Source organism: Methanobrevibacter oralis (assembly GCF_001639275.1).
Lineage (GTDB): Archaea > Methanobacteriota > Methanobacteria > Methanobacteriales > Methanobacteriaceae > Methanocatella > Methanocatella oralis.
The window spans coordinates 104,638-128,768 of record NZ_LWMU01000048.1 but is presented as its reverse complement, the minus strand read 5'-3'; the positions used below and the strand labels follow the sequence as shown (position 1 = coordinate 128,768).

Genomic DNA, 24,131 nt, shown 5'->3' with positions numbered 1-24,131 from the left:
AGGCGATTATAAATATAAACAAATTCGTAGAATCTCACTTAAAAATGAGATTATCTTTAATTTTTTACAAATTTGAGGATGGGATATGAACTCATCTTTTATTATTTTTTCATTTAAATTTGTACAATTTGAAATATGGTCTTTTATTATAGATTTTTTTTTTATTTAAGATAGCATATTTATTCATACTCAGTTAAATCTTTAATTCCAGCTTTTATGAAAGCTCTTTTTCTTCTAACACAACTTTCACAAATGCCACAGTGTTTATTTCCACCACTATAACAAGAATAACTTAATTCAATCGGCGCTGAAATCTCATGACCTAACTTTACAATTTCATCTTTATCTAAATCTATAACTGGAGCTTTAATTTCGATTTCATCAGGTGATCCAACAGATATTAATTCATTAAATGTATTTAAAAAGTCTTCTGAATTGTCTGGAAATGTATGTGCTTCTTCTTTGTCCCATCCCACGATTATTATTTCAGCACCTAAACTTTCTGCAAAGGATGTTGCAATTGAAGTAAAAACCATGTTTCTAGCTGGAACCCATACACTACTAGCGCTTTTTTGGCATATTTTTTCATTGTCTAGTTCATCATCACTTAATTTTGGAACTTCATCATCTGTATTTAAACTTGAATTACTAATTTCACAAAGCCATGGCAGGTCAATTACAGTATGTTCAAAACCCATTTTTTCACAAATTTCTTTTGAAGCTTTTAATTCTTGTTCAAAATTTTTTTGACCATAATTAAAGGTTATTGCATGAACATCATAATCTTTTGCATAAACACATGTAGCTACCACACAGTCAAGTCCACCAGATAACACTGAGATGGCCTTTTTCATTTAATCATCTCTTTTATCTTGTGCAATGCAATGCCGCTGTCAATAGCTATTTTTTTCAAATCTTCATATTCTGGTCTGTTGGAAATTATTTCTCCGTTAATGTAACCTATTTTAAAAGTTACATCATATTCTTTGCCGGCTATTTCAACAGTTTTTTTAATAAATTCTCTTTTAGCTAATCCTCTATGAATATTGGGAGTTATCCTGATACCTAAACTTCCAGTTTCTTTAAAAATAGCATCAACAATATCGTTTCTATATTTTTTATTAGCTATTACTTTTAAAAGGCTTCCTTGTCTGTTCTTTTTCATGATTATTGGTGTGATTGACACATCAGATGCTCCATTATCTAAAAGATTTTCAAATAAATAACCAATTTCTTCGCCGGTCAAATGATCAATGTTTGTTTCAATAACGTCAACTTTATCTTGTTTTGGAGTATTTGTAGTTTTTAAGATTCTTAAAATATTAGGATGGTCAAAATCTTTTTTACCGGCTCCATATCCTACTTTTTCTATTTTTGTTTGAGGTAAAAATTCTTTAATTTCAGTACAAATTTCAGCATAAATTGCAGAACCTGTTGGTGTAGCTAATTCACTTTTTACAGGTCCACCAACACAGTTAATTCCTTTTAAGATTTCAACAACGGCTGGTGCAGGAATAGGGATGATTCCATGAGCAGTTTTAATATTTCCTCCTCCAACGGCTATTGGTAGGCCGATTATTTCTTCCTTATCAAGACCTAAGCTATAATATGCATAAATGGATCCAATAACATCTGCAACTGCATCACTTGCTCCAACTTCATGAAAATGTAAGTCTTTTAATGCACAGCCATGGACTTTGGATTCTGCTTCACCAATTCTTTTAAAAACATTAATTGATGTGTCTATAATTTTTTTATCCAAATCTAAATTTTTTATTTTTGCTATAAAATCCGGGTAATTAGGAGCTTTTTTGTTTTCAATCATTTCTACATGGCAGTAAGTTGAGTTTATTCCATGTTTACATACTCTGTCAAATGTTACTTCAATTTTTCCAAATTCAATAGCTGAACTTTCCATGATTTCTTTTAACTTATTTGCATCGGCACCTAAATCTACTAATGCACCAATTATCATGTTTCCAGCTATCCCACTTGATTGTGGGTCGATAATGACGGTCATAATATTGCTCCATTTTTATCTTTATAATATTAATAATTGTTTTTTTATTTATTAAAATATTTTTATAATTTAGCTTTGATTTTAAAAATTACCAATAAAAAATTAAAGATAATCATGTAAATATTTATTAAATTTAAAATATAAAATCCAAATCATGCAAAGCAATAACATAAATATTATAGAAAAAGATTATGGGATTTGCATTAATAATCCTAATTATTTTTTGGCTATTAATGATTTTACGATTAGTAATGGTTTTGATGTTGTTGAAAATGTTAACATTGTTAAAGATATGAGTATTTTCAACCCAAAGGATAATGATGATGCATTTATCGCTCAAAAAGTTAACTCAATAGATTATTTTTCAAACAATTATGATGATTTGACTATCTTGACATTCATGGAAAATGATTTGTTTGTTCAGGATTTTACAGATAAATTACAGGTAGTTAATACAGACAAAGGTTTTGAAAATGCTAGAATTAATTTAAGTAATGTAGTTTATATTAATAAAGCAATATCAAAAAAGGATTTACTTAAAATATATAACTTAATTTCAAAAGCTAAATCTAAATATTTATCAAGCTTAGCTTTACCGATTCATATTCAAAATATTTTAAATACCAATGATTTTTTAGCAGTTTTAGCTAATGTTTCTTCAAATGATGATACTTTTGATAAAGTTGATTTTGATGAATTAAATATAATTATTAGTGATGCAATTGAAATTAACCTAGAAGATGCATTTAAAAAATTAAAACTCAACTTTGGAATCTTAGATTATTTTGTCTCAGAGGGGATTTTAATTGGAGATTTAGTTGATGCTGGATTAGAATTAATAGCTGGCGTTGAAGCTACGGGGGAGATAAGAGAAAAACTTGAAGCTCAAATTCTTAAATCCTTAACAGATATTAACGTTATTGCTCTTTTAGTTGCTGCAATGAGGACTGAACAAGATTTAACTGGTGGGAGAATAAGGGAAGTTGATATAAGTGATGATCCAGCTTATTTGTATACTGATGAAGTCTTAGGTTTAGCTATTTCTAATCAGATTGCTGGAACTAAAGCAACTTTTAACTTTAAAAGATACGATGAAGCAAAACCAGGAATTATTCATGGTCTTCCACCGATGTTAGATGATATTTTCGCAGGACTAATAGCAGGATGCATGTCAAAAATATTTGAGGAGTAAACATGGAAGAAGATAATTATTTTCAAGATGAAGAGTTTTCAGCTACTAAATCTATTTGGGGACTCGTAACATTTTCAACAATATTGCCAGTTAATGTATTTACATCTATTGAATATATGACTAGATTAACTTGGTTTTGGCCATTTATCCATTTGGTAGTCGGTATTTTAGCAGCTATTTGTGCTTTTCTTTGCCTTGATATCCTACATTTAAATACATTTTTCTCAGCGGTTATTGTTTATTGTTTTTTCATGATTATTACTGGATATAATCATTTAGATGGAGTAATGGACATGGCTGATGGGGTCATGGTTCATGGAAGTCCTTATAAAAAGATTAGTGTAATGAAAGATTCTTCTGTTGGTGCTGGGGGAGTTGCAACATTATTTTTAGTGGCTAGTTTAACAATAGCAGGAATATTTAATATTTTAGATTATCATTTTATTTATGGGGTTATTATTTGTGAAATGCTTTCTAAAACTTCACTTTTAACAACAGCTTTAATGTCTAAACCTTTAATTCCAGGAATTGGAAGCTATTTTATATTGGCAACTAATAAAATCAATTATATAGTTTCTACAATATTTGTTGCAATAATCGCTTTTATGCTTGGTGGTTTTGTTGGTCTAGCAGGGGTTGTTGGATCTATACTTTCTGGATTTTTAATAGCTGTCATTGCTAAAAAAAATTTTGTCCATGCTAATGGTGATGTACTTGGAATGTCTAATGAAGTTGGACGTTTAATGGCATTATTATTCATGTCAATAAGTTTATATTTTTTATAGTCAATAATAATTAATGATAAAATGAAGGTTAATGTTTTAAGACTTGATCATAGATTAAAAAGGGATACACGTATTACGACTCATGTGTGTCTTACGGCCCGTGCATTTGGAGCTAGTAAAATTTATCTTGCAGGAGAACGTGATAATAAACTCATGGAAAATGTAAGAGACACTGCTTCTAGATGGGGTGGGTATTTTGAAGTTGAATATGCTGATAGTACAATGGGTGTTATTAATAAATGGAAGGATGATGGTGGAAAAGTAGTTCACTTAACAATGTATGGTTCACAAGCTCATGAAATTGCAGATGAGGTAAAAAATAGTAATTCTGATATTTTGATTATTGTTGGAGGTTCTAAAGTTCCAAGTAATGTTTATAAAAGTGCAGATTGGAACGTGTCTGTAACTACTCAACCTCATTCGGAAGTTTCATCTTTAGCAGTATTCCAACATTTATTAATGGATGGCTCTGAATTTGAATTAAAATTTGAAAATCCAGTTTTTGAAGTAATTCCAACAGTTAATGGTAAAAATGTAAATGTCTATAATGAAAATCGTTAGGATATAAAGTCATCTAATCTTTTAATGGCTTTTAATTTATCATCTTTTTTTATTTTTGCTTGTTCAATAGCATCTTTCATTGTAGATATTGAGTTATCATATACTTCTCTATCAACTGGATATGGAAATCCATCTTTTCCTCCATGTGTAAAACTATATTTTACAGGATCTCTCCAACTAGCTGGTTCACCATATACTAAATCTGAAATTAAAGCTAGTGCTCTTATTTTTTTAGGACCAATTCCTTTAAGTAAAATTAATTCTTCATAGTTTTCTACTTGAATTTCATATGCTTTTTTTAAAACTTCAAATTCTTCATCACTTAAATCCGTATCTAAAATAGGATGATGTTCTGGCATTATAAAATCCTCTAAAAGCATTTGATTATTTTTTCTTTTGAAATATTGTCTTAAATGATTAGGATTATCATTAATCAAATCAACACTAATCTTTTGAGCTTCTTTACTTTCTTTATCAGTCATGTTTAATGTATGTGGATTTTTTAAATCACAGGAAATTCCACTGTGGGGATTTTCTAATAATTTATCAACATTTTCACCCATCCAATGATATCTTCTAGCATATTTATTTTCTGTATTTAGCCCTTGTTGAATTACTGCCCAATTTCCGGTTTCTGTTATAAAGAAATTGTGTTGGTATAATATGAATCCATCCTGTATACATGAATTATCTATTTTTGCTGATAATTTACTAGTTTTTATTAATTTTTCTGTAGTTTTTGTTTTTAAGTTAAACATTTCTCCTGCATGTTTTATACCTTCTGGTGTTTTTCTAGATTTAGCACCTTTTCCACCACTTAGGTATATTCCATGTTCTTCAGGACTTAATGAAATTTTTAGAGCTCCTAATGTTGTGGTGGTTGTTCCAGAGGAATGCCAGTCAAATCCTAAAACACAAGAAAAAGCTTGAAACCAAAATGGATTAGATAGTCTATTTATGAATTCATTTAAGCTATATTCCTCAATTATAACTGAAGCTATTGCTTTCGATAGGTCAACCATTCGTGTAAATAACCATTTTGGTGGATGACCTGTGTGTAATGGTAGGTTGACAACTCCTTTTCTCTGCATGACTTTATTTTGTTTTAAATTATTAAAATTGTTTAGGTAAGAGCAATTGCAAAGTACTAAAACAAACATTTATATGTAATCTACTATAGAAATATTGTTTGTTATATTATTAATATATATTTTTTATCAAAATTAAGGAGCGTAATTATTTATGGCAATTAATGATGGAGATTTTGTTAGAGTAAATTTTACTGGAAAAGTTAAAGAAACTGATGATGTGTTTGATACTACTTATGATGAAATTGCTCAAGAAGCTGGAATTTTTGAAGAAAATAAAACTTACAAACCAATTCCAATTGTTGTAGGGGGAAATCATTTATTACCTGCTATTGAAGAATCTATTAAAGGATTAGAAGCTGGTGACACTAAACATGTTGAAGTTGAAGCTGCTGATGCTTTTGGTCCTCGTGACTCTAAATTAGTCCAACTTGTACCTATGAAAGAATTTAAAAAACAAGGTATGAATCCAGTTCCAGGAATGAAAATTTCTTCTAATGGGTCTACTGGTAAAATTTTAACTGTTAATGGTGGAAGAGTAAAAGTAGATTTCAACCACGAATTAGCTGGAAAAGACTTAATTTATGATGTTGAAGTAACTGAAATCATTGATGATGTTGAAGAAAAAATTAAAAGCATGATTGAGTTACACTACTCAAATCCTAATGTTGATTTAGATAAAACTCAAATTAATATTGAAGATGATGTTGTAAACATAAAATTAGACGAAATGGCTAAATTCGATCAAAAATCTTATATGGATATTACTTTTGCTAGATTTAAAATAGCTAAAGACATATGGGAAAATATTGAAGAGATTACAAAGGTTAATTTCATTGATGAGTTTGAAGAAGCTCAAGAAAACGAAGAAGATGAAGAGGAAGAATAATTCTTCTTCTTAAATACTTTTTCCTTTGTGAATAGCTACTATTCCAGGAATATTTTCCACTTTTAATTTATACATGGCTTCAATGCCTTCTTTTTCAAATGCAACACATTCTTTTTTAAGTACTTTACTGTTTAATAATGCTGCAACAGGAGGTGTTATTATAAATATTGAATTGTTTTTTTCTAAAGATTTTACTGTATTTTCACTTAACTTTCCTTTTCCAATGTGAATTTTAACTCCATTTTCACTTAAAAATGGGATTGTAGATTCAATTTCTTCTTTATTACTTGTTGTTGGGGCAACTCCGGCATCACTAACAGCAGTATGCATTATAGCTGCACCTTTGAGATTAAAATCAAGTGAATTGTTTTTTATTAATTTAACTAGTTGTGGTAATGCTGCATCACGACCAGTGTATATAATTCCAGAGATACTAATTTGGTCTCCAACATTAAGTTTTAGAAGGTCTTTATCTTTAATGGGGGTTATTATTTTTTTCATGTTATCCTATTTTTTTTTAATTTATCATGATTTATAATAAGATATTTAAATGTTTAATAATAAATATAAATTTGCTTTATATTAATTTATGATTGGTATATGTTAGGAGATTTAAATGATTATTATCGATGAAGAGTTATGCAAAGGTTGTCACCTTTGTTTGTTTATGTGCTATCAAAATGTTTATGCTATATCTCCTGAAACTAACAAAAAAGGAATTCAATTACCTTATGTTAATTTTGGAGAGCGATGCACTAACTGTGGAGTTTGTGAGGTGGTTTGTCCAGATCAAGCAATCACGGTCAATGTTAATAAAAATTGGTGGGTTGGGAAAAAAGATAATACTTTCAATCCTAAATTTTCAAAAGGGAGAAAATAGGTGTTATAATGTCTGAAGAGTTTTTTATTCAAGGAAATGAGGCATGTGCTAAAGGAGCAATTATTGCCGGTTGTAGATTTTTTGCAGGATATCCCATTACTCCTTCTACTGAAGTTGCAGAGACTTTAGCTCGTGAACTTCCAAAAGTAGGAGGTTCTTTTGTCCAAATGGAGGATGAAATAGGTTCTGCAGGTGCTATTATTGGTGGGTCTTGGGGTGGAGCTAAATCAATGACTGCGACCTCTGGACCGGGACTATCATTAATGCAAGAGAATATTGGTTATGCATTTATGACTGAAACTCCTATTGTAATTATAGATGTTCAAAGGGGTTCTCCATCTACAGCTCAACCAACCATGACTTCTCAAGCAGACATGATGCAAGCTCGCTGGGGATCACATGGTGATTATGAACCAATTGTACTTGCACCATCAAGTGTTCAAGAATTCTTTGATTTTACAATCAATGCATTTAACTTGGCTGAACAATTCAGAATTCCAGTATTTGTAATGGCTGATGAAGTTGTAGGGCATATGAGGGAAAAAATTGTTGTGAGTGATGATATTGAAATTGTCCCAAGAAAAAGGCCAGAAAATAAAGATTATTTACCTTTTGAAAACATTGAAAATGGAACAACTCCAATGCCAACATTTGGTGATGGATTTAATATTCATGTAACAGGTTTAACTCATGATGAGAAAGGTTATCCAGATACAAACACTCCTGAAACTCACAGAAAACTTGTTCAGAGATTATGTGATAAAATTTTAAATAATAAGGATAAAATTTGTTCTGTTCAGTCTAAAGACTGTGAAGATGCAGATATCGTTATAGTTTCTTATGGTTCTCCGGTTAGATCTGTAATGGAATCAGTATCAAAATTAAGAGAAGCTGGTAAAAAAGTGGGTTATGTTAAAATTGATACACCATGGCCGTTTCCTGATGAAGAAATTAAAAAACTAACAGCTAATGCAAAAGATGTTCTTGTTGTAGAATTGAATTTAGGTCAAATGTATTATGAAATTGATCGTGTAGTTAAAAAACAAGCTAATGTTCATTTAATGGGTGTAATTGGTGGATTATTACCAACTCCTGATGAAATAATATCTGAAATCAATAAAATAGGAGGAAATTAGATGTCTGAAGAAGAAATTAAAAATAAATTTACTTCTTACATGAGGAAAGATAGGCTCCCTCATATTTTCTGTCCAGGTTGTGGAAATGGTACAATTATGAATGCTTTTATTAAAGGTATGGAAAAAGCTGAAATGGATTTTGAAAATGTAGCTATGGTTTCAGGTATTGGTTGTTCTTCAAGAATTCCAGGTTATATGAATTGTGATTCTCTTCACACAACTCATGGAAGAGCATTAAGTTTTGCAACTGGTTTAAAGGTAGCTAATAAAGATTTGGATGTTGTAGTTTTTACTGGGGATGGTGATGCAGCATCAATTGGTGGTAATCATTTGATTCATGCAGCTAGAAGAAACATTAATTTAACTGTTATTTGCATTAATAATAATATTTATGGCATGACTGGTGGTCAAATTAGTCCTACTTCTCCTAAAGGTAGTCTTGGAACTACTGCTCCTTATGGAAATAAAGATTCACCATTTAAATTAGCAGAACTTGTTGCAGCTGCCGGTGCAACTTATTCTGCAAGGTGGACTACTGTTCAAATTGAAAATTTAATTACTTCAATTAAAGATGCTTTAAAAAATCCAGGTTTTTCATTTGTTGAAGTTGTAACTTTATGTCCTACTTATTATGGTCGTAAAAATAAGCTTAGAACACCAACTGCTATGGCAGCTATTTCAAAAGCAAATACTGTATTTAAAGCAGCTGCTGATAGGATGAGAGAAAAAGATTTAGAAGGTAAAATTGTTATTGGTGAATTTGCTAAAAAAGAAAAAGATGAATTCACAAATAATATTGATAAATTAAGTATAGAACAATCTGGAAGCAGAACCATAATTAATTCTGCATATAAAGATGAATTTTAGGTGAATAATATGAGAAAAGAAATAAGAATCTGTGGTTTTGGAGGTCAAGGAATCATTCTTGCAGGTATTATTTTAGCTAAAGCAGCATCAATTTTTGACAATAAAGAAAGTATTCAAACTCAATCTTATGGTCCTGAAGCTCGTGGAGGAGCTTCTAAGTGTGAAGTTATTATTAGTGATAAAGCTATTGAATATCCTAAAGTTCAAAGTCCAGATATTTTAATCGCTATGTCTAATGAAGCTTTAATTAAATATATAGTTGATTTAAAAGATGAAGGGATTTTGATTGTTGATCCAACTACAACTGATGTTAATGATGTTAAAGAATTCATTGATAATCGTAATATTAAAGTTTATGAAGCTCCAGCTACTAAAACTGCAATAGATGAAATTGGTCTTAAAATTGTAGCTAATATTGTTATGGTTGGTGCTATTACAAAAATTACTGAGGTTATATCAAAAAAAGCAGCTATTGATTCTGTGTTAGATAGTGTTCCAAAGGGAACTGAAGATAAAAACACTGCTGCATTTGAAGCAGGATATAATCTAATTTAAGGTGTTAACATGAAATTTTTTGAAAGTATTGCAAAACAAGTTTTTAATCAAGAAGGAATTAATATTCTTGAGGGACATGTTGCTTATTCTCCAGAGGAAGCTATGGAAATTTCTTCTGAAATGGGTGTTCCAGTAGCTATTAAAGCACAAGTTTTAACTGGAGGTAGAGGCAAAGCAGGTGGAGTTAAATTTGCAAAAAATCCAGGTGAAGCTTTTAAAGTTGCAGATGATGTTTTAAAGTTAGAAATAAAAGGCGAAAAAGTAAAACATATTTTAATTGAAGAACGCGCAGATATTATTAATGAATTTTTCATAAGTGTTTCAATTGATAGAGCTAAAAGAAGACCCGTTATCATGGCAAGTTCTGAAGGGGGTATTGAAATTGAAAACTTAGCTAAAACCAACCCTGAAAAAATAATTAGATATTATCCTAATCCTTTAATTGAATTTTTACCTTATGAAGCTCGTGAAATAGCTCGTAAAATGGGTGTCGAATCTAGTTTAATTTCAGCTATGGGTGATGTAATTTGGAAACTCTACAATGTATTTGTCAAGTATGATGCAGATACTGCTGAGATTAATCCATTGGTTTTAACTTCTGATGGATTAATTGCTGCTGATGCCAAATTAGTCATTGATAATGATTCATTATATAGACATCAAGATTTAGTTAACTTATTACATTATAAGAAAAAAGCTGTTGACTTTGTTAAATTAGATGGAGATATTGCTGTTATTGGTAATGGTGCTGGTTTAACTTTAACTGCAATGGACATGATTAAGCTTAATGGTGGTAAACCTGCAACATTTTTAGATATTGGTGGTGGAGCATCAGACCAAATTATTAACCAAGCTTTAAACATTGTATTAAATTATGATCCGGTTAAAGTTGTATTTTTAAATGTGTTAGGTGGGATTACTAAAGCAGATGATGTTGCACGTGGAGTAATTAAAGCTTTAGATGATAATGAGCGAAAAGTTGGCATTGTTATTAGGTTAACTGGAACTAATGAAGAAGAAGGTCAAAAACTTTTAGAGGAAGCTGGAATTCCATATGAGGTTTCAATGGAAAAAGCTGCTAAAAAAGCTGTTGAATTATGTGATAGTTTAAAATAAATTGTGGGTTTTATGAAGTTTTATGCAATTAATGGGAGTAAACGTGAAGAGGGCAATACCGCACAACTTCTTAATAGATCTTTAGAGGCTATTAAAAGTGTCCTTCAAGATGCAGAGTGTGAATACATAAATTTATATGATATTCCATTTAATGGGTGTAAAAGTTGTTTTGCTTGTAAAAGGGTTAATGGACGTCATTATGGAAAATGTGTTTATAAAGATGATTTTAAACCAATTTTAAATAAAATAATTGAAGCAGATGGAATTGTGTTAGGTTCTCCAATTTATTTTGGGGATGTTACTGGAGTTATGAGGTGTTTTTTAGAAAGATTTATTTTTCCATTTTTAGTTTATGATGGTAAAGGAGAATCTTTAGCTCCAAAAAGAATGCCTTTAGCATTTATTTATACTATGAATGCCACTGAAGATAATATTGAAAACGTGGGTTATGATTTGTTATTTGATAGAACAGAATGGCCTTTAGAAATGATTTTTACAAAACCTTATAGAATGTATTCATGTGATACTTATCAATTTAGTGATTATTCAAAATATGTATCAAGTATATTTTCCGAAGAGCATAAAGCTGAAGTTAGAAAAACGCAATTTCCTAAAGATTTAAAAAATGCTTATGATATTGGAATTAAAATAGCTAATGATGCTCAAAAGATTTTATGAAGTTATTTTTATTCCAGTAATACTACTCTACTAATTTCTGATTCATTAGTAATTTCTCGACCACATTCATCACCAATTTGACATGCAAAATCAACAACTTCGTCAAATGTTGGCATATTACCTAATGTTAATCTTTCTCTTGAATATCCAACACACATATATGCTTTTATTTCTACAAATTTGGGGTTAGCTTTTTTTATTAATTTAGCATATAATTCTGGATTAATCATGTTTCTTCCTTTAACACAGGTTGTTCTTATACATGTACGAGTATTAAAACTTGCTAATGTTTCTAATGATTCATTTAAATTTTCCCAACCATTCATTATTTGAGGTCTACAAACTTCATTATAGGTTTTCCTTGTAGGAGCATCTAAGGATAAGTATAGTTGGTATGGATCTTCAGATAAGTTTTTCAATTTATCTACATTTTGACCATTACTCACTAAAAAAGTTGTAAAATTTCTACGATTAAACTCAGCTATTAATTCATCAATTTCAGGATAAAGTGTAGGTTCACCAGCAAGTGAAATAGCTGCATTAGTTGGTGTTTTTGATTCGGCTAATTTTTCACGATTAGCTTTGTCATTTCCAAAAAATCCGCAAAGTAAATTGTTTTGGGCATTAATTGCTCCATCAATAATGGTTTTAGGATCATCATAATTTCCATCCCAATCAGTATTGGTATAACTTAAATCTCTCCAACAAAACTCACATTCTTGTTGACAGTGAGGTACAGCAGGAGACATTTGCAAACATCTATGGCTTTTAACACCGTAAAATTGTTCTTTATAACAAACCCCTTTATCAAGTATACTTTGTTTAGTCCAGTGACAGATTTTTGTAGCAGCATGTCCATTATTGCCAACAAATCTATATCCACTTTTTTCTAACTTTTTTTGTTGTTCTTTTGTTAGTGACATTTTTATTAAAACCCTCTTTTCTATTTACATATCTGATTTTTATAATAATTTAAATATTTGGTTAAATTAAAATATTATTAAAATATATTTGGGGAGACTAATATGGATAGACCAATTGTAATCTTAAATTATAAAACTTATTTAGAATCAAGTGGAATTAAAGCATTAGAATTAGCACATGATTTAGAAAGTGCTGCTAATGAATCAGGAATCACAATGGTTGCTGCTCCACAAGCAATTGATATTTATAGAATATCTGAAGAAACTTCGATTCCAATTTTTGCTCAACACATTGATCCAGTTTCACCTGGGGGGAATACTGGGCATAATTTAATTGACCCATTTATCGAGTCTGGAATCAGTGGTTCTTTAATTAATCATTCTGAAAATAGGATGAAATTAGCAGATATTTATGAGGCCATAAAGTTGTGCAAGGAACATGAAATAGACTCTTGCGTATGTACTAATAATATTGCCACTTCAAAAGCGATTTCTTGTCTATCTCCTGAAGCAGTTGCTGTTGAACCACCTGAACTTATTGGTACTGGAATTCCGGTGTCCCAAGCTCAACCGGAAATAGTTGAAGAGACTGTATCTCAAGTTAAAGATATTAATAGGAATATTAAAGTTTTATGTGGTGCAGGAATAACTACTGGGGATGATATGAAAGCAGCAATAGATTTAGGTGCAGATGGAGTATTGCTTGCTTCAGGAATTATAAAAGCTAAAAGTCCGAAAAAAGCATTACTTGATTTGGTAAGTAAATTATAAAAGAATCTTTTTTAATATATTAAGATATATATTTATTTGAGTGAAATAATGGCTGGTAAATTTAATACTATTGATGATTTTGATATTGAAGGTAAAACTGTCCTTGTTAGAGTTGATGTTAATTCTCCGGTAGATCCAGGTTCTAGGGTTATTTTAGATGACACTAGATTAAATTTACATGCTCAAACAATCAAAGAATTATCTAATAAAGGAGCCAAAGTTGTCATTCTTGCACATCAAAGCCGTCCAGGTAAAAACGACTTTACAACACTTTCTCACCATGCTGATGCATTATCTGCTTTATTAAATTTAAGAGTAAAATATATAGATTCTATTTTTTCCAATGTTACTAAAGAAGCTATTAAATCAATGAAAAATCATGAAATTTTACTTTTGGAAAATGTAAGATTTTTTGCTGAAGAAACTATTTCAAAAAGTCCAGAAGAACAGTCAAAAACAATTCTTGTAAAACAATTATCTCCTGTTATTGATTATTTTGTAAATGATGCATTTGCAGCAGCTCATAGATCACACATATCATTAGTGGGGTTCACTGTTAATACTCCTTCAGCTGCTGGTAGAGTAATGGAAAAAGAGTTAACTGTAATACAAGAAGCATTAGATAATGTACAACATCCTTGTGTGTTTTTGTTAGGTGGAATGAAACCTGAAGATTCTATTGAAGTCATGGAAAATGTATTAAAAAATAAAACTGCTGATTCTATTTTAACTACGGGTATTGTGGGAAACATTGTCTTATGGGCATCTGGTGCAGATATTGGGGAAGTTAATCGTCAGTTTATAATTAGTAGAGGTCATGTTAATATGGTTGAAAAAGCTAAATTGATGATCGATAAATTTGGTGATAAAATTAAATATCCAATTGATGCAGCTATTGAGTTAAATGGTGAAAGAGCTGATGTTTCGATTGATGAGTTATCTAATGAAGCAATATTGGATATAGGTGTTGAAACAATCGCTTGTTATGCAAAAGAAATTCGTGATGCAAAAACAATATTTGCTAATGGTCCTGCAGGAGTATTTGAAGATCCTAGGTTTTCAATGGGTACTGAAGATTTAATTAACGCAATTGCATCTTCTAAAGGATTTTCCCTAATTGGTGGAGGACATATTGCAGCTGCTACTGCCGCACTTGGTTGTGAAGACCAAATGAGTCATGTAAGTAGTGGTGGCGGAGCTTGTATTAGTATGTTAGCCGGTAAAAAATTAGCTGCTGTTGAAGCTCTAAAAAATAGTAAAAAGTGATTTATATGGATTATGATAATTTTTTTCTTCCAGTTGATAATATAGAAAAAGCTATGGATTATTATGAAGAAATAATTGGATTAAAGCTAAAATTTAATTTTAAGGATAAGGGTATGGTTGCTTATAATGTTGGAAATAATGAACCAGCTATTATTTTAAAGGATGAAAATATTTTCAATGATGTTAAACCAACAATATGGTTTGTTGTGGATGATGTTGCGAAAAAATATAGAGAATTAAAAGAAAAAAAAGTAAATTTCTTATCCGCACCATATGAAATAGGTACAGGTAATGCTGTAGAATTTGAAGACCCATTTGGAAATAGATTTGGATTTACAGATTACAATAAATAGCCTTTAATTTTTCTGAAGCTATTTTAGGATTGTCTGAACTCATAATAGCACTCACTACAGATAACCCTGCTATCCCAGTATCTTTTAATTCAGAAGCATTATCAAGTGTAATGCCTCCAATAGCCACCACAGGTATATTAATTGATTTAACAATTTCTTTTAATTCTTTTTTTGTTATAAAAGGAGCATCATCTTTAGTGGATGTTGGAAAAACAGCTCCACTTCCAATATAATCAGCTCCATCTTTTTCTGCTTTTTGAGCTTCACTTACAGTTGATGCCGAAACTCCTAAAATTTTATTATTTCCAATTAATTTTCTTGTAATCTTGCAGGGCATATCTGTCTGACCAATATGAACTCCATCAGCATCAATAGCTAATGCAACATCGATTCTATCGTTAATAATTAATGGAATATTATATTTTTTAGTAATTTTTTTAACTTTTAGAGCTAAATTATAGAATTCTATGGTGTCTTTTGTTTTTTCTCTAATTTGGACTAAACTGACACCACCTTTTATAGCTTCTTCAATTGTATTTAAAAATTTTTTTTCATCATCACTATTATCAGTAACTAAATAAAGTTTTAAATCATTTTTATTCATAATATCTCAATATTTGATTTGTTAATTAAAGTCTCACTATCCGTTTTGTATAAGTAATCTATTAAATAAGCTCTAAATGAACCAGTACCTTCATCTTTTTCATCTATTTTAGCTCTTGCTTTTTCACCAGCAATATTCATAGCAAGTATTGCAAGCAATGTTCCTTCAAGAGGTGTTGATCCTCCAATGCATGTTCCAACGATTGAAGATAGCATACATCCACTACCAGTAATTAGTGGCATCATTTCATCTCCATTATCAATAGCTAATGTAGTTATACCATCACTTAAAAGGTCAATTGGACCACTAGCTAAAACAATTGCGTTTAATTTCTTTGCTAAATTGGAAATTATTTTTCCATTGTCTTTTAAGTTAGTTTTAGTAATTATATCATCAACACATACATCAACACCTTTTGCAGTATTATTTTCATCTATAATTCCAAGTAATTTGGCTATTGTTTTAATTTCTGTGATATTTCCACGTATTGCCGATATATTATAATTGTTTATTATTTCTAAAGCAGTATTATTTCTTAGATTACTTACTCCAACTCCTACTGGGTCTAAAATGATTGGAGTTTTTGTTTTGTTTGCTACTTTAGAAGCAGAAATCATAGCAGCTATTTGGTCTTTACTTAATTTTCCGATATTAATAACAAGTGCATCAGCTATTGAAACAACTTCTTCCATTTCATCAGCATCATCAGCCATTATTGGTGATCCTCCAATTGCCAAAATAGCATTTGCGCAGTCATTTACAGTTACAAAGTTTGTTATACAATGGGTTAAGGGGGTTCTACTTTTAATATTTATTAAAGTTTTATCAATTTTTCCCAATAAATCCTCTTTATTTATCATGATTATTAATTGTAAATTCTATTATATTTATAATTTTGTGAATTATACTTAATTAATTAGTAAAGTATTTATGTAACTATTGACATAAATTATAGTGTTCTATAATATTTGCTAGCGCCTCGATAGCTCAGTCTGGTGGAGCGCGAGACTTGTAATCTCGTGGTCGCGGGTTCAATTCCCGTTCGGGGCTTTTTATTTATTCATAATACACATTTTTTTATCTAAAATCAATGATTCATGGCAAAGTTTATATATGGGTAAATATATATTATTAAAAGTATGTTATATGGCATACCAATTTGTATGGGACCGTAGGGTAGCTTGGTCGATCCTTTGGGCTTTGGGAGCCTGAGACTCCGGTTCAAATCCGGGCGGTCCCATTTTGTCCCGCCTTAGCTCAATTTGGCAGAGCGTTGGACTGTAGATCCAAATGTTGCTGGTTCAAGTCCGGCAGGCGGGATTTAATTTATATTATTAAGAAATTGTTAATAATTTTTGTGAAATTCAATAAATTTCCAAAATCTTTATATAAGATTAAATTAATAATTAACTAATAGTGTATATTTAATACTGTTAAATTAATTATACGATTCATATTTAATTGCCTTGGTGGTGTAGGGGCTATCATGTGGGCCTGTCGAGCCCGCGACTCGGGTTCAAATCCCGGCCAAGGCGCTTAGATATTTCAGATGTATTTAGGGCCCGTAGCTCAGTCTGGCAGAGCGCTTGGCTTTTAACCAAGCGGCCGCGGGTTCAATTCCCGTCGGGCCCGTTTCTAATTTTATATTTTAACTTTTCTATCTGGAGGAATATAATTTGAAAATAGATATTCAAAACCATATGCTTGTACCTGAGCATGAAGTCATGACCGAAGATGAAATTATCAAAGAATTTGCGGATGTTGATTATGATTATAGAAATCTTCCTAAAATAAGGTCTGATGATCCTGTTGTAAAAACTTTAGACGGTGTACAACCAGGTTCAGTGCTAAGAATTACTCGTAAAAGTGAAACTGCTGGGGAGTTTATTACATATAGAATTGTGGAAGATTGATTGTTTTAAATATGATGTTAGAGTTAGTGAAATTTAATATAGTATAATTTCTGTATTTTTTTGTTTTTTTAGAAATTCATTATAATAAATTTGAACTTAGTTTGAGATAAATTATCTTAAAAATAAGATAGTTGGGAGTAAATTAAGAATATAATTAAATGAATTAGTTGATTAGATTATTATAATCGTTTTTATTTTTAGTTTATTATTTTTATCCAATAATATATATTATACGAAACTGGAGGAAGCCCATGACAGAGAATAACTGGAAATTAGTTGATGCATTTTTTGACAAATATGACTTGGTGGATCACCATATTAAATCATACAATGATTTTGTAAATAATAGGATTCAGGATATTATTGATATTACTGAGCCTATTACTCTTGAAAATGGTAAATATACTTTAAAAACTGGTAAACTCACAATTGAAAAACCTTACACTAAGGAAGCTGATGGTTCTAAAAGTACAATCTATCCTACCGAGGCAAGACTTAGAAATTTAAACTATTCTGCACATATGTACCTTGAGATGGCTTTAAATGAAGAAGGGGAAGATAATCCTTTGGAAAATGTTTACATTGGAGAATTACCTGTAATGCTTAAATCAGATATTTGTTATCTTAATGGTCTTAGTGGTGAAGAATTAATTGAACAAGGTGAAGATCCTCAAGATTTAGGAGGATATTTTATTGTAAATGGTTCTGAAAGAGCTGTTGTAACAATGGAAGAAATTGCTCCAAATAAAATCATTCTTGAGCGTGTGAATGAAGTTGAAGATAGGCATGCTAAAGCTGTTGTAACTTCTATTAAAAGTGGATTTAGAGCAAGAATTACTCTTGAATATAAAAAACCACGTAAAAATGGTGTATTTTTAAGAATTTCTTTCCCATATGTTCCTGGTGAAATTCCACTTGTTATTTTATTAAGAGCATTAGGATTATCTACAGATCAAGATATTATTACAGCTATTTCTGATGATAATAATTTCCAAATGATTATTGCAGATGATATTCAAGTTTCAACTCAAGCTTTAAAACTTGATCAAAAAGAAATGGATGGTATGTCAAGAGAGGAACGAGAAGAATATATGCAATTAGCAGCTATTAAATACATTGGTAATCGTGTTGCTAAAGGCATGACTGAAGAATATCGTATAAAACGTGCTGAAGATGTAATTAATCGTTACTTGTTACCCCATATGGGTACTGAAGAAGGAAGACGTCATGATAAAGCTATTTATTTAGCAGAAATGACTGAAATGTTACTTCAAGTTATTGATGAGCAAAGAAAACCTCATGATAAGGACCATTATACAAATAAAAGACTCAGAGTTTCTGGGGATTTAATGGAAGATTTATTCAGAGTAGCATTTACAAGTTTAACTAGAGATATGAGTTATCAACTTGAAAGAAGTCTTTCTCGTGGTAAAGAACTTTCAATTAAACAAGCTGTCCGTAGTGATGTTTTAACTGAAAATATAAAACATGCTATTGCAACTGGTAATTGGGTTGGTGGAAGAGCTGGTGTAAGTCAACTTTTAGATAGAACTAGTTATATGGGTACTCTTTCTCATTTAAGACGTGTTGTATCTCCATTAACAAGAAGTCAACCTCACTTTGAAGCAAGAGATTTGCACCCAACACAATTTGGTAAAATATGTCCAAATGAAACTCCAGAAGGACCTAATTGTGGTTTGGTAAAAAATTTAGCTTTAATGTGTAATATTTCAAAAGGTTCTGATGAACAAGAAATTAAAGATGTTATTGAAAGTATGAATGTATTAATTGAATAATTTGTTTATTAGGAGGGAAATTTTTGCAAAAATCTAAAAAAAATGATAAAGCTTTGAATTCTTCTAAGGAAGTTCCTCAAGAAATGATGAAAAAAAATGAAGATTCTAAGGGGCATGTTATTGGGGAGTTAGCTAATGCTAATTCAAAAGAGATTGGTGTAGCTGAGGATATTTCAAAAAAGTCTAAAATTTATATAAATGGTGAACTTCTTGGGTCTTGTGAAGATCCTGAAGCATTTACCCAAGAAATGCGTGAAAAAAGGAGAAATGGTGAAGTTTCTCATGAAATGAATATTACTTATTATGAAGATAATAATGAGATTTATATTTTCAATGATCCTGGTAGAGCTAGAAGACCATTAATCATAGTTAAAGAAGGTGTTCCTCTTCTTAAAGATGAACATATTAATAAAATATCCAATGGAAAATTAAATTGGGATGATTTAATTTCTGAAGGTTTAATTGAATATTTAGATGCTGAAGAAGAAGAAAATTCATATATAGCTATGAATTTAGCTGAGTTAAATGAAGATCATACTCATTTAGAAATAGACCCTGCCACTATGCTTGGAATTTGTGCCGGTATTATTCCATTTTCAGATCATAATTCTTCTCCAAGGAATACAATGGAAGCAGGTATGACAAAACAAGCTTTAGGGTTATATGTTTCTAATTATGCATTACGTACAGATACTAGAGCTCATTTATTACATCATCCTCAAACTCCAATTGTTAAAACACGTATTATTGATTCAACTAATTATGATAAAAGACCATCTGGTCAAAACTTTGTTGTAGCTTTGATGTCTTATGAAGGATATAATATGGAAGACGCAATGGTTATTAACAAAGGTTCTCTTGAAAGAGGTTTAGCTAGGTCTTCTTTCTTTAGAGCTTATGATACTTCAGAAAAAAGGTATCCTGGTGGACAAGAAGATAAATTTGAAGTTCCTGATAAAAATATTAAAGGTTATAGATCTGAAGATGCTTATAGGCATTTAGATGATGATGGTGTTGTAAATCCAGAATCTTATGTAGAATCTGGTGATGTATTAATCGGTAAAACTTCACCTCCAAGATTTTTAGAAGAAATTGATGAGTTTGGTACTGTTGCTGAAAAAAGAAGAGAAACTTCTGTTACTGTCAGACACGGTGAAAAAGGTATTGTAGATGCAGTTTTATTAACTGAAACTGTTGAAGGTTCTAGACTAGCTAAAATTAGGGTCAGAGATACTAGACAACCAGAATTTGGTGATAAATTTGCTTCAAGACATGGTCAGAAAGGTGTTATTGGTTTAATATTATCTCCTGAAGATGTTCCATTTACTGAATTTGGTGTGGTACCTGATTTAATAGTTAACCCTCATGCTATTCCTTCAAGGATGTCTGTAGGACAAGTATTAGAAATGGTCGCAGGTAAAGCTGGTTGTCTTGAAGGGAAACGTGTTGATGGAACTCCGTTTAATCAACAATTAGAAAGTGAAATTAAACAACAACTTATTGATCATGGATTTGAATCTGCTGGTTGTGAATCATTATACAATGGTGTAACTGGTGAGAGAATCGATGCAGAGATTTTTGTTGGAGTAGCTTATTATCAAAAATTACACCACATGACAACTGATAAGGTTTATGCTCGTTCTAGAGGTCCTGTACAAGTTCTTACTCGTCAACCTACTGAAGGTAGGGCTCGTGAAGGAGGGTTAAGGTTTGGAGAAATGGAAAGAGATTGTCTTATTGCACATGGTGCAGCACTTACCTTAAAAGAGAGACTTCTCGATGAATCTGACAAATATGAAGCCATTGTTTGTGAAAATTGTGGTATGTTAGCAGTATATGATAAAAATAGAAATAAAACTTATTGCCCAATTTGTGGTGATGTTGAAACATATCCTGTTGAAATTTCATATGCATTTAAATTATTATTAGACGAACTTAAGAGTTTATGTATTTTCCCTAAATTAATTTTAGGAGATAAAACATAATTAAAATTATAACGGAGCCAACACATGACAAATTTTATTAAAAAAATTGAGCAAATCAACTTTGGATTAATGTCTCCTGAAGATATTCGTGAAATGTCTGTTGTAACAGTTGAAACTCCTGACACTTATGATGAGGATGGCTATCCTATTGAAAATGGTTTAATGGATCCTCATTTAGGTGTTATTGACCCAAGCTTAAAATGTAGAGCTTGTGGTTTTAGAGGGGGGGAATGTCAAGGGCATTTTGGTAGTATTGAACTTGCTAGACCTGTTATTCATGTCGGTTTTGGGGATATTATTCACAAAATATTACGTTCTACTTGTAATGAATGTGGACGTGTTCTTTTAAACGACAATGAAATTGCTTATTTTACAGAAAAACTCAATGAAGCACAAGAAAATAGGGAAAGTTTAGGTGCAATTTTAAAAGATATTTATAAGGTTGCTAAAAAAGATGTTTGTCCACATTGTGAAGCAGCTCAAGAAGATATTAAAATTGATAAACCTGTTTCTATTCGCCAAGGAGATTATAAATTAACAGCTTCTGAAATCAGAGAAAGACTTGAAAAAATTACTGATGATGATGCTTATGTTTTAGGTGTTAATCCTGAGGTTGCTAGACCAGAATGGTTAGTTTTAACCGTACTTCCTGTTCCTCCAGTTACTGTAAGACCATCAATTACATTAGATACTGGTGAAAGATCAGAAGATGATTTAACACACAAACTAGTTGATATTTTAAGAATCAACCAAAGATTAATTGAAAACATGGATGCAGGAGCACCACAACTGATCGTAGAGGACTTATGGGAATTACTACAATACCATGTAACCACATACTTCGACAACGAAGCTAGTGGAGTTCCACCTGCAAGACACAGATCAGGAAGACCACTTAAAACATTAACACAAAGATTAAAAGGAAAAGAAGGACGGTTCCGTTCAAATCTATCAGGAAAACGTGTAAACTTCTCAGCACGTACAGTAATTTCACCAGATCCAAACATCAGTATCAACGAAGTCGGCGTTCCAGAAATGATAGCAAAAGAAGTAACCGTACCGGTACATGTAAATGAATGGAACATCGATGAAATGAAACAATACATTGAAAACGGTCCAAATGTCCATCCAGGAGCAAACTACGTAATTCGTAAAGACGGAAGAAAAATCAGAGTATTAGAAGAAACAAAAGAAATGATTCTAGAACAACTAGAATGTGGATTTGTCATAGAAAGGCACTTAAAAGATGGGGACATGGTTTTATTCAATCGTCAACCTTCACTTCACAGAATGTCAATGATGGCACACGAAGTAAGAGTATTACCATACAAAACATTCAGACTTAATTTGTGTGTATGTCCTCCATACAATGCAGATTTTGATGGAGACGAAATGAACATGCATGTATTCCAAACCGACGAATCCAGAGCAGAAGCAAAATACCTAATGCGTGTACAAGAACACATCTTATCTCCAAGATTCGGAGGACCAATCATAGGAGCAATACATGATCATATATCTGGAGCATACCTATTAACAAGAAATGGAGTAGAATTTAGTGAAGAAGAAGCTCTCCAAATCATTAGAAAATCCCACTTACCAATCCCTACATTTAAAAAAGGACAATGGGTTTTAAAACATGATAAAGAATATGGTGAAGAATCTTACATCTACAAAGATAAAGGTGAAAAATGGACAGGTAAAGAACTATTCTCTTTACTTTTACCAAACGACCTAAACTTAGCTTATGATGCAGAAATATCAAAATCTCCTTCTGTTTTACCAGAAAGTGATGCACATGTAATCATTGAAAACGGTATACTAAAACAAGGGGTAATAGATGAAAAAGCATATGGATCATTTTCAGGACAAATCTTAGATAAAATTGTAAAAGAATATGGTCCTGGAAAAGCAAAAGAATTTTTAGACAAATCCACAGATTTAGCTATTTGTGGGATTATGAAAACAGGAATTACTACAAGTATTAATGATGAAGAAATTCCTGAAGAAGCTCAAGACAGAATCGATGAGCATTTACAAAAATCCGAAGAAAAAGTAGATGAATTAATCGATAACTATGAACAGGGTTATCTCCAAGCTTTACCTGGTAGAAGTCTAGAAGAAACTTTAGAAATGAGAATCATGCAAGTTCTCGGGGAAGCGAGGGATATGTCTGGTGAAATTGCAGAAAATTATCTTACAATGGGTAAAACATATGAAAATGAATCATATGACCATATAATGGCAGTAGAAAATCATTCTGTAGTTATGGCACGTACTGGTGCTAGGGCTTCTATGTTGAACCTTACTCAAATTACTGCATGTGTAGGTCAACAAGCAGTTAGGGGTGGACGTATTGAAAGAGGATATTTAAATAGAACTTTACCACACTTCAAAAAAGGAGAATTAGGAGCTAAAGCAAAAGGATTTGTACATTCAAGTTACAAAGAGGGATTAGACCCGATAGAATTTTTCTTCCATGCAATGGGGGGAAGAGAAGGACTTGTAGATACAGCGATTCGTACAGCCCAATCAGGATACATGCAAAGAAGACTAGTAAATGCACTTCAAGATTTACAGGTTAAATCCACAGGACTGGTTACAGATAATCAAGGACTAGTTATTCAAACTATGTTTGGTGAAGATGGAGTAGATCCTGCAAAAAGTGACTTTGGAAAAGTTGCAAACTTAGATAAGCTTATAGATGAGATTAAATTAGAGTCAAAATCTAAAATTGAGGGTAAGTAGGTGTA

At 31.3% G+C, this 24,131-nt stretch carries 23 protein-coding genes, 5 tRNA genes and 1 pseudogene; 22 read left to right on the top strand and 7 right to left on the bottom strand.

Annotated features, from left to right (window positions below; genetic code table 11):
* Positions 1-179 precede the first annotated feature (179 nt).
* A complete protein-coding gene (queC, locus tag MBORA_RS02915; protein ID WP_042691475.1) occupies positions 180-854 on the bottom strand; it encodes a 7-cyano-7-deazaguanine synthase QueC in 675 nt (224 codons plus the stop codon).
* Positions 851-2,020 carry a nickel pincer cofactor biosynthesis protein LarC gene (gene larC / locus MBORA_RS02910; protein ID WP_063720208.1) on the bottom strand — a complete coding sequence of 390 codons (1,170 nt, stop codon included), beginning with the start codon at positions 2,018-2,020 and terminating at the stop codon, positions 851-853. The genes queC and larC overlap by 4 nt, the downstream gene beginning before the upstream one ends.
* A gap of 154 nt (positions 2,021-2,174) precedes the next feature.
* Between larC and MBORA_RS02905 the strand changes: the two genes are divergently transcribed.
* From MBORA_RS02905 to MBORA_RS02895, 3 genes are read left to right on the top strand one after another with little or no spacing between them, the layout of a single operon-like run.
* A complete protein-coding gene (locus tag MBORA_RS02905; RefSeq protein WP_042691472.1) occupies positions 2,175-3,212 on the top strand; it encodes a phosphatidylglycerophosphatase A in 1,038 nt (345 codons plus the stop codon).
* A gap of 2 nt (positions 3,213-3,214) precedes the next feature.
* A complete protein-coding gene (cobS, locus tag MBORA_RS02900; protein ID WP_042691470.1) occupies positions 3,215-3,997 on the top strand; it encodes an adenosylcobinamide-GDP ribazoletransferase in 783 nt (260 codons plus the stop codon).
* 21 nt (positions 3,998-4,018) lie between these two features.
* Positions 4,019-4,558 carry an RNA methyltransferase gene (locus tag MBORA_RS02895; protein WP_042691467.1) on the top strand — a complete coding sequence of 180 codons (540 nt, stop codon included), beginning with the start codon at positions 4,019-4,021 and terminating at the stop codon, positions 4,556-4,558.
* Here the strand turns inward: MBORA_RS02895 and MBORA_RS02890 are convergent.
* Entirely contained in the window at positions 4,555-5,649 is a 1,095-nt protein-coding gene (locus tag MBORA_RS02890) for a DUF763 domain-containing protein (RefSeq protein WP_063720213.1), read from the bottom strand. The genes MBORA_RS02895 and MBORA_RS02890 overlap by 4 nt on opposite strands.
* Positions 5,650-5,800: 151 nt before the next feature.
* Between MBORA_RS02890 and MBORA_RS02885 the strand changes: the two genes are divergently transcribed.
* A complete protein-coding gene (locus MBORA_RS02885; RefSeq protein WP_063720207.1) occupies positions 5,801-6,535 on the top strand; it encodes a peptidylprolyl isomerase in 735 nt (244 codons plus the stop codon).
* Between the two features lie 9 nt (positions 6,536-6,544).
* Here the strand turns inward: MBORA_RS02885 and MBORA_RS02880 are convergent, their stop codons facing one another.
* A complete protein-coding gene (locus MBORA_RS02880; protein WP_063720206.1) occupies positions 6,545-7,036 on the bottom strand; it encodes a fumarate hydratase C-terminal domain-containing protein in 492 nt (163 codons plus the stop codon).
* Between the two features lie 115 nt (positions 7,037-7,151).
* Here MBORA_RS02880 and MBORA_RS02875 point away from each other — a divergent pair.
* From MBORA_RS02875 to MBORA_RS02850, 6 genes and pseudogenes are all read left to right on the top strand, one after another.
* Positions 7,152-7,343: pseudogene (locus MBORA_RS02875) on the top strand (4Fe-4S dicluster domain-containing protein); the annotation flags it as partial.
* Between the two features lie 80 nt (positions 7,344-7,423).
* Positions 7,424-8,551, top strand: a complete 1,128-nt coding sequence (locus tag MBORA_RS02870) for a 2-oxoacid:acceptor oxidoreductase subunit alpha (protein WP_063720205.1) — start codon at positions 7,424-7,426, stop codon at positions 8,549-8,551.
* Positions 8,552-9,418 carry a 2-oxoacid:ferredoxin oxidoreductase subunit beta gene (locus MBORA_RS02865; protein WP_063720204.1) on the top strand — a complete coding sequence of 289 codons (867 nt, stop codon included), beginning with the start codon at positions 8,552-8,554 and terminating at the stop codon, positions 9,416-9,418.
* 9 nt (positions 9,419-9,427) lie between these two features.
* Positions 9,428-9,973, top strand: a complete 546-nt coding sequence (locus tag MBORA_RS02860; protein ID WP_042691460.1) for a 2-oxoacid:ferredoxin oxidoreductase subunit gamma — start codon at positions 9,428-9,430, stop codon at positions 9,971-9,973.
* 9 nt (positions 9,974-9,982) lie between these two features.
* Positions 9,983-11,089: an ADP-forming succinate--CoA ligase subunit beta gene (gene sucC / locus MBORA_RS02855; RefSeq protein ID WP_042691457.1), complete on the top strand. Its 1,107-nt coding sequence runs from the start codon at positions 9,983-9,985 to the stop codon at positions 11,087-11,089.
* A gap of 12 nt (positions 11,090-11,101) precedes the next feature.
* A complete protein-coding gene (locus MBORA_RS02850; protein WP_042691453.1) occupies positions 11,102-11,767 on the top strand; it encodes a flavodoxin family protein in 666 nt (221 codons plus the stop codon).
* A gap of 8 nt (positions 11,768-11,775) precedes the next feature.
* Here the strand turns inward: MBORA_RS02850 and twy1 are convergent, their stop codons facing one another.
* Positions 11,776-12,690 carry a 4-demethylwyosine synthase TYW1 gene (gene twy1, locus MBORA_RS02845; RefSeq protein ID WP_042691450.1) on the bottom strand — a complete coding sequence of 305 codons (915 nt, stop codon included), beginning with the start codon at positions 12,688-12,690 and terminating at the stop codon, positions 11,776-11,778.
* A gap of 102 nt (positions 12,691-12,792) precedes the next feature.
* On the opposite strand from twy1, the gene tpiA reads away from it, so the two are divergent.
* The 3 genes from tpiA to MBORA_RS02830 are packed head-to-tail and all read left to right on the top strand — an operon-like array spanning position 12,793 to position 15,080.
* Entirely contained in the window at positions 12,793-13,461 is a 669-nt protein-coding gene (gene tpiA / locus MBORA_RS02840; RefSeq protein ID WP_042691448.1) for a triose-phosphate isomerase, read from the top strand.
* Positions 13,462-13,506: 45 nt separating this feature from the next.
* Complete coding sequence (locus MBORA_RS02835; RefSeq protein WP_042692127.1) at positions 13,507-14,727, top strand: phosphoglycerate kinase; 1,221 nt, start codon at positions 13,507-13,509, stop codon at positions 14,725-14,727.
* Positions 14,728-14,732: 5 nt separating this feature from the next.
* Complete coding sequence (locus tag MBORA_RS02830) at positions 14,733-15,080, top strand: VOC family protein (protein ID WP_063720203.1); 348 nt, start codon at positions 14,733-14,735, stop codon at positions 15,078-15,080.
* Here MBORA_RS02830 and thiE read toward each other — a convergent pair.
* Both thiE and thiM read right to left on the bottom strand, forming a co-directional pair.
* Positions 15,061-15,684: a thiamine phosphate synthase gene (thiE, locus tag MBORA_RS02825; RefSeq protein ID WP_063720202.1), complete on the bottom strand. Its 624-nt coding sequence runs from the start codon at positions 15,682-15,684 to the stop codon at positions 15,061-15,063. The two genes, MBORA_RS02830 and thiE, sit on opposite strands and share 20 nt — an antisense overlap.
* Entirely contained in the window at positions 15,681-16,544 is an 864-nt protein-coding gene (gene thiM, locus MBORA_RS02820) for a hydroxyethylthiazole kinase (protein WP_042691445.1), read from the bottom strand. The genes thiE and thiM overlap by 4 nt, the downstream gene beginning before the upstream one ends.
* 116 nt (positions 16,545-16,660) lie before the next feature.
* Between thiM and MBORA_RS02815 the strand changes: the two genes are divergently transcribed.
* The 9 genes from MBORA_RS02815 (at position 16,661) to MBORA_RS02775 (ending at position 24,126) form a co-directional block, all read left to right on the top strand.
* A tRNA-Thr gene (locus MBORA_RS02815) sits at positions 16,661-16,734 on the top strand.
* 115 nt (positions 16,735-16,849) lie between these two features.
* Positions 16,850-16,924 (top strand) — tRNA-Pro (locus MBORA_RS02810).
* Between the two features lie 6 nt (positions 16,925-16,930).
* Positions 16,931-17,004 (top strand) — tRNA-Tyr (locus MBORA_RS02805).
* A gap of 143 nt (positions 17,005-17,147) precedes the next feature.
* Positions 17,148-17,219 (top strand) — tRNA-Asp (locus MBORA_RS02800).
* 23 nt (positions 17,220-17,242) lie between these two features.
* Positions 17,243-17,316, top strand: a tRNA-Lys gene (locus tag MBORA_RS02795).
* 44 nt (positions 17,317-17,360) lie between these two features.
* Positions 17,361-17,597, top strand: a complete 237-nt coding sequence (locus MBORA_RS02790) for a DNA-directed RNA polymerase subunit H (RefSeq protein ID WP_052331727.1) — start codon at positions 17,361-17,363, stop codon at positions 17,595-17,597.
* Positions 17,598-17,848: 251 nt separating this feature from the next.
* The gene (locus MBORA_RS02785; protein WP_042691443.1) at positions 17,849-19,393 is read left to right on the top strand and encodes a DNA-directed RNA polymerase subunit B''; all 1,545 of its coding nucleotides are present in this window, start codon (positions 17,849-17,851) and stop codon (positions 19,391-19,393) included.
* Positions 19,394-19,416: 23 nt separating this feature from the next.
* The gene (gene rpoB / locus MBORA_RS02780) at positions 19,417-21,378 is read left to right on the top strand and encodes a DNA-directed RNA polymerase subunit B (protein WP_231475710.1); all 1,962 of its coding nucleotides are present in this window, start codon (positions 19,417-19,419) and stop codon (positions 21,376-21,378) included.
* 24 nt (positions 21,379-21,402) lie between these two features.
* Positions 21,403-24,126 (top strand): DNA-directed RNA polymerase subunit A', encoded by a 2,724-nt coding sequence (locus MBORA_RS02775; protein WP_042691440.1) that lies wholly within the window; start codon positions 21,403-21,405, stop codon positions 24,124-24,126.
* Positions 24,127-24,131 lie beyond the last annotated feature (5 nt).

What these genes read in the sequence shown, in the direction of transcription:
- tpiA (WP_042691448.1), top strand. Translation starts at nt 12,793, where the DNA reads ATGGATAGACCAATTGTAATCTTAAATTATAAAACTTATTTAGAATCA.
- larC (WP_063720208.1), bottom strand. Translation starts at nt 2,020, where the DNA reads ATGACCGTCATTATCGACCCACAATCAAGTGGGATAGCTGGAAACATG.
- MBORA_RS02865 (WP_063720204.1), top strand. Translation starts at nt 8,552, where the DNA reads ATGTCTGAAGAAGAAATTAAAAATAAATTTACTTCTTACATGAGGAAA.
- MBORA_RS02880 (WP_063720206.1), bottom strand. Translation starts at nt 7,036, where the DNA reads ATGAAAAAAATAATAACCCCCATTAAAGATAAAGACCTTCTAAAACTT.
- MBORA_RS02785 (WP_042691443.1), top strand. Translation starts at nt 17,849, where the DNA reads ATGACAGAGAATAACTGGAAATTAGTTGATGCATTTTTTGACAAATAT.
- MBORA_RS02895 (WP_042691467.1), top strand. Translation starts at nt 4,019, where the DNA reads ATGAAGGTTAATGTTTTAAGACTTGATCATAGATTAAAAAGGGATACA.
- cobS (WP_042691470.1), top strand. Translation starts at nt 3,215, where the DNA reads ATGGAAGAAGATAATTATTTTCAAGATGAAGAGTTTTCAGCTACTAAA.
- thiE (WP_063720202.1), bottom strand. Translation starts at nt 15,684, where the DNA reads ATGAATAAAAATGATTTAAAACTTTATTTAGTTACTGATAATAGTGAT.
- MBORA_RS02870 (WP_063720205.1), top strand. Translation starts at nt 7,424, where the DNA reads ATGTCTGAAGAGTTTTTTATTCAAGGAAATGAGGCATGTGCTAAAGGA.
- MBORA_RS02775 (WP_042691440.1), top strand. Translation starts at nt 21,403, where the DNA reads ATGACAAATTTTATTAAAAAAATTGAGCAAATCAACTTTGGATTAATG.
- sucC (WP_042691457.1), top strand. Translation starts at nt 9,983, where the DNA reads ATGAAATTTTTTGAAAGTATTGCAAAACAAGTTTTTAATCAAGAAGGA.
- thiM (WP_042691445.1), bottom strand. Translation starts at nt 16,544, where the DNA reads ATGATAAATAAAGAGGATTTATTGGGAAAAATTGATAAAACTTTAATA.
- MBORA_RS02905 (WP_042691472.1), top strand. Translation starts at nt 2,175, where the DNA reads ATGCAAAGCAATAACATAAATATTATAGAAAAAGATTATGGGATTTGC.
- twy1 (WP_042691450.1), bottom strand. Translation starts at nt 12,690, where the DNA reads ATGTCACTAACAAAAGAACAACAAAAAAAGTTAGAAAAAAGTGGATAT.
- MBORA_RS02885 (WP_063720207.1), top strand. Translation starts at nt 5,801, where the DNA reads ATGGCAATTAATGATGGAGATTTTGTTAGAGTAAATTTTACTGGAAAA.
- MBORA_RS02860 (WP_042691460.1), top strand. Translation starts at nt 9,428, where the DNA reads ATGAGAAAAGAAATAAGAATCTGTGGTTTTGGAGGTCAAGGAATCATT.
- MBORA_RS02830 (WP_063720203.1), top strand. Translation starts at nt 14,733, where the DNA reads ATGGATTATGATAATTTTTTTCTTCCAGTTGATAATATAGAAAAAGCT.
- MBORA_RS02850 (WP_042691453.1), top strand. Translation starts at nt 11,102, where the DNA reads ATGAAGTTTTATGCAATTAATGGGAGTAAACGTGAAGAGGGCAATACC.
- queC (WP_042691475.1), bottom strand. Translation starts at nt 854, where the DNA reads ATGAAAAAGGCCATCTCAGTGTTATCTGGTGGACTTGACTGTGTGGTA.
- MBORA_RS02890 (WP_063720213.1), bottom strand. Translation starts at nt 5,649, where the DNA reads ATGCAGAGAAAAGGAGTTGTCAACCTACCATTACACACAGGTCATCCA.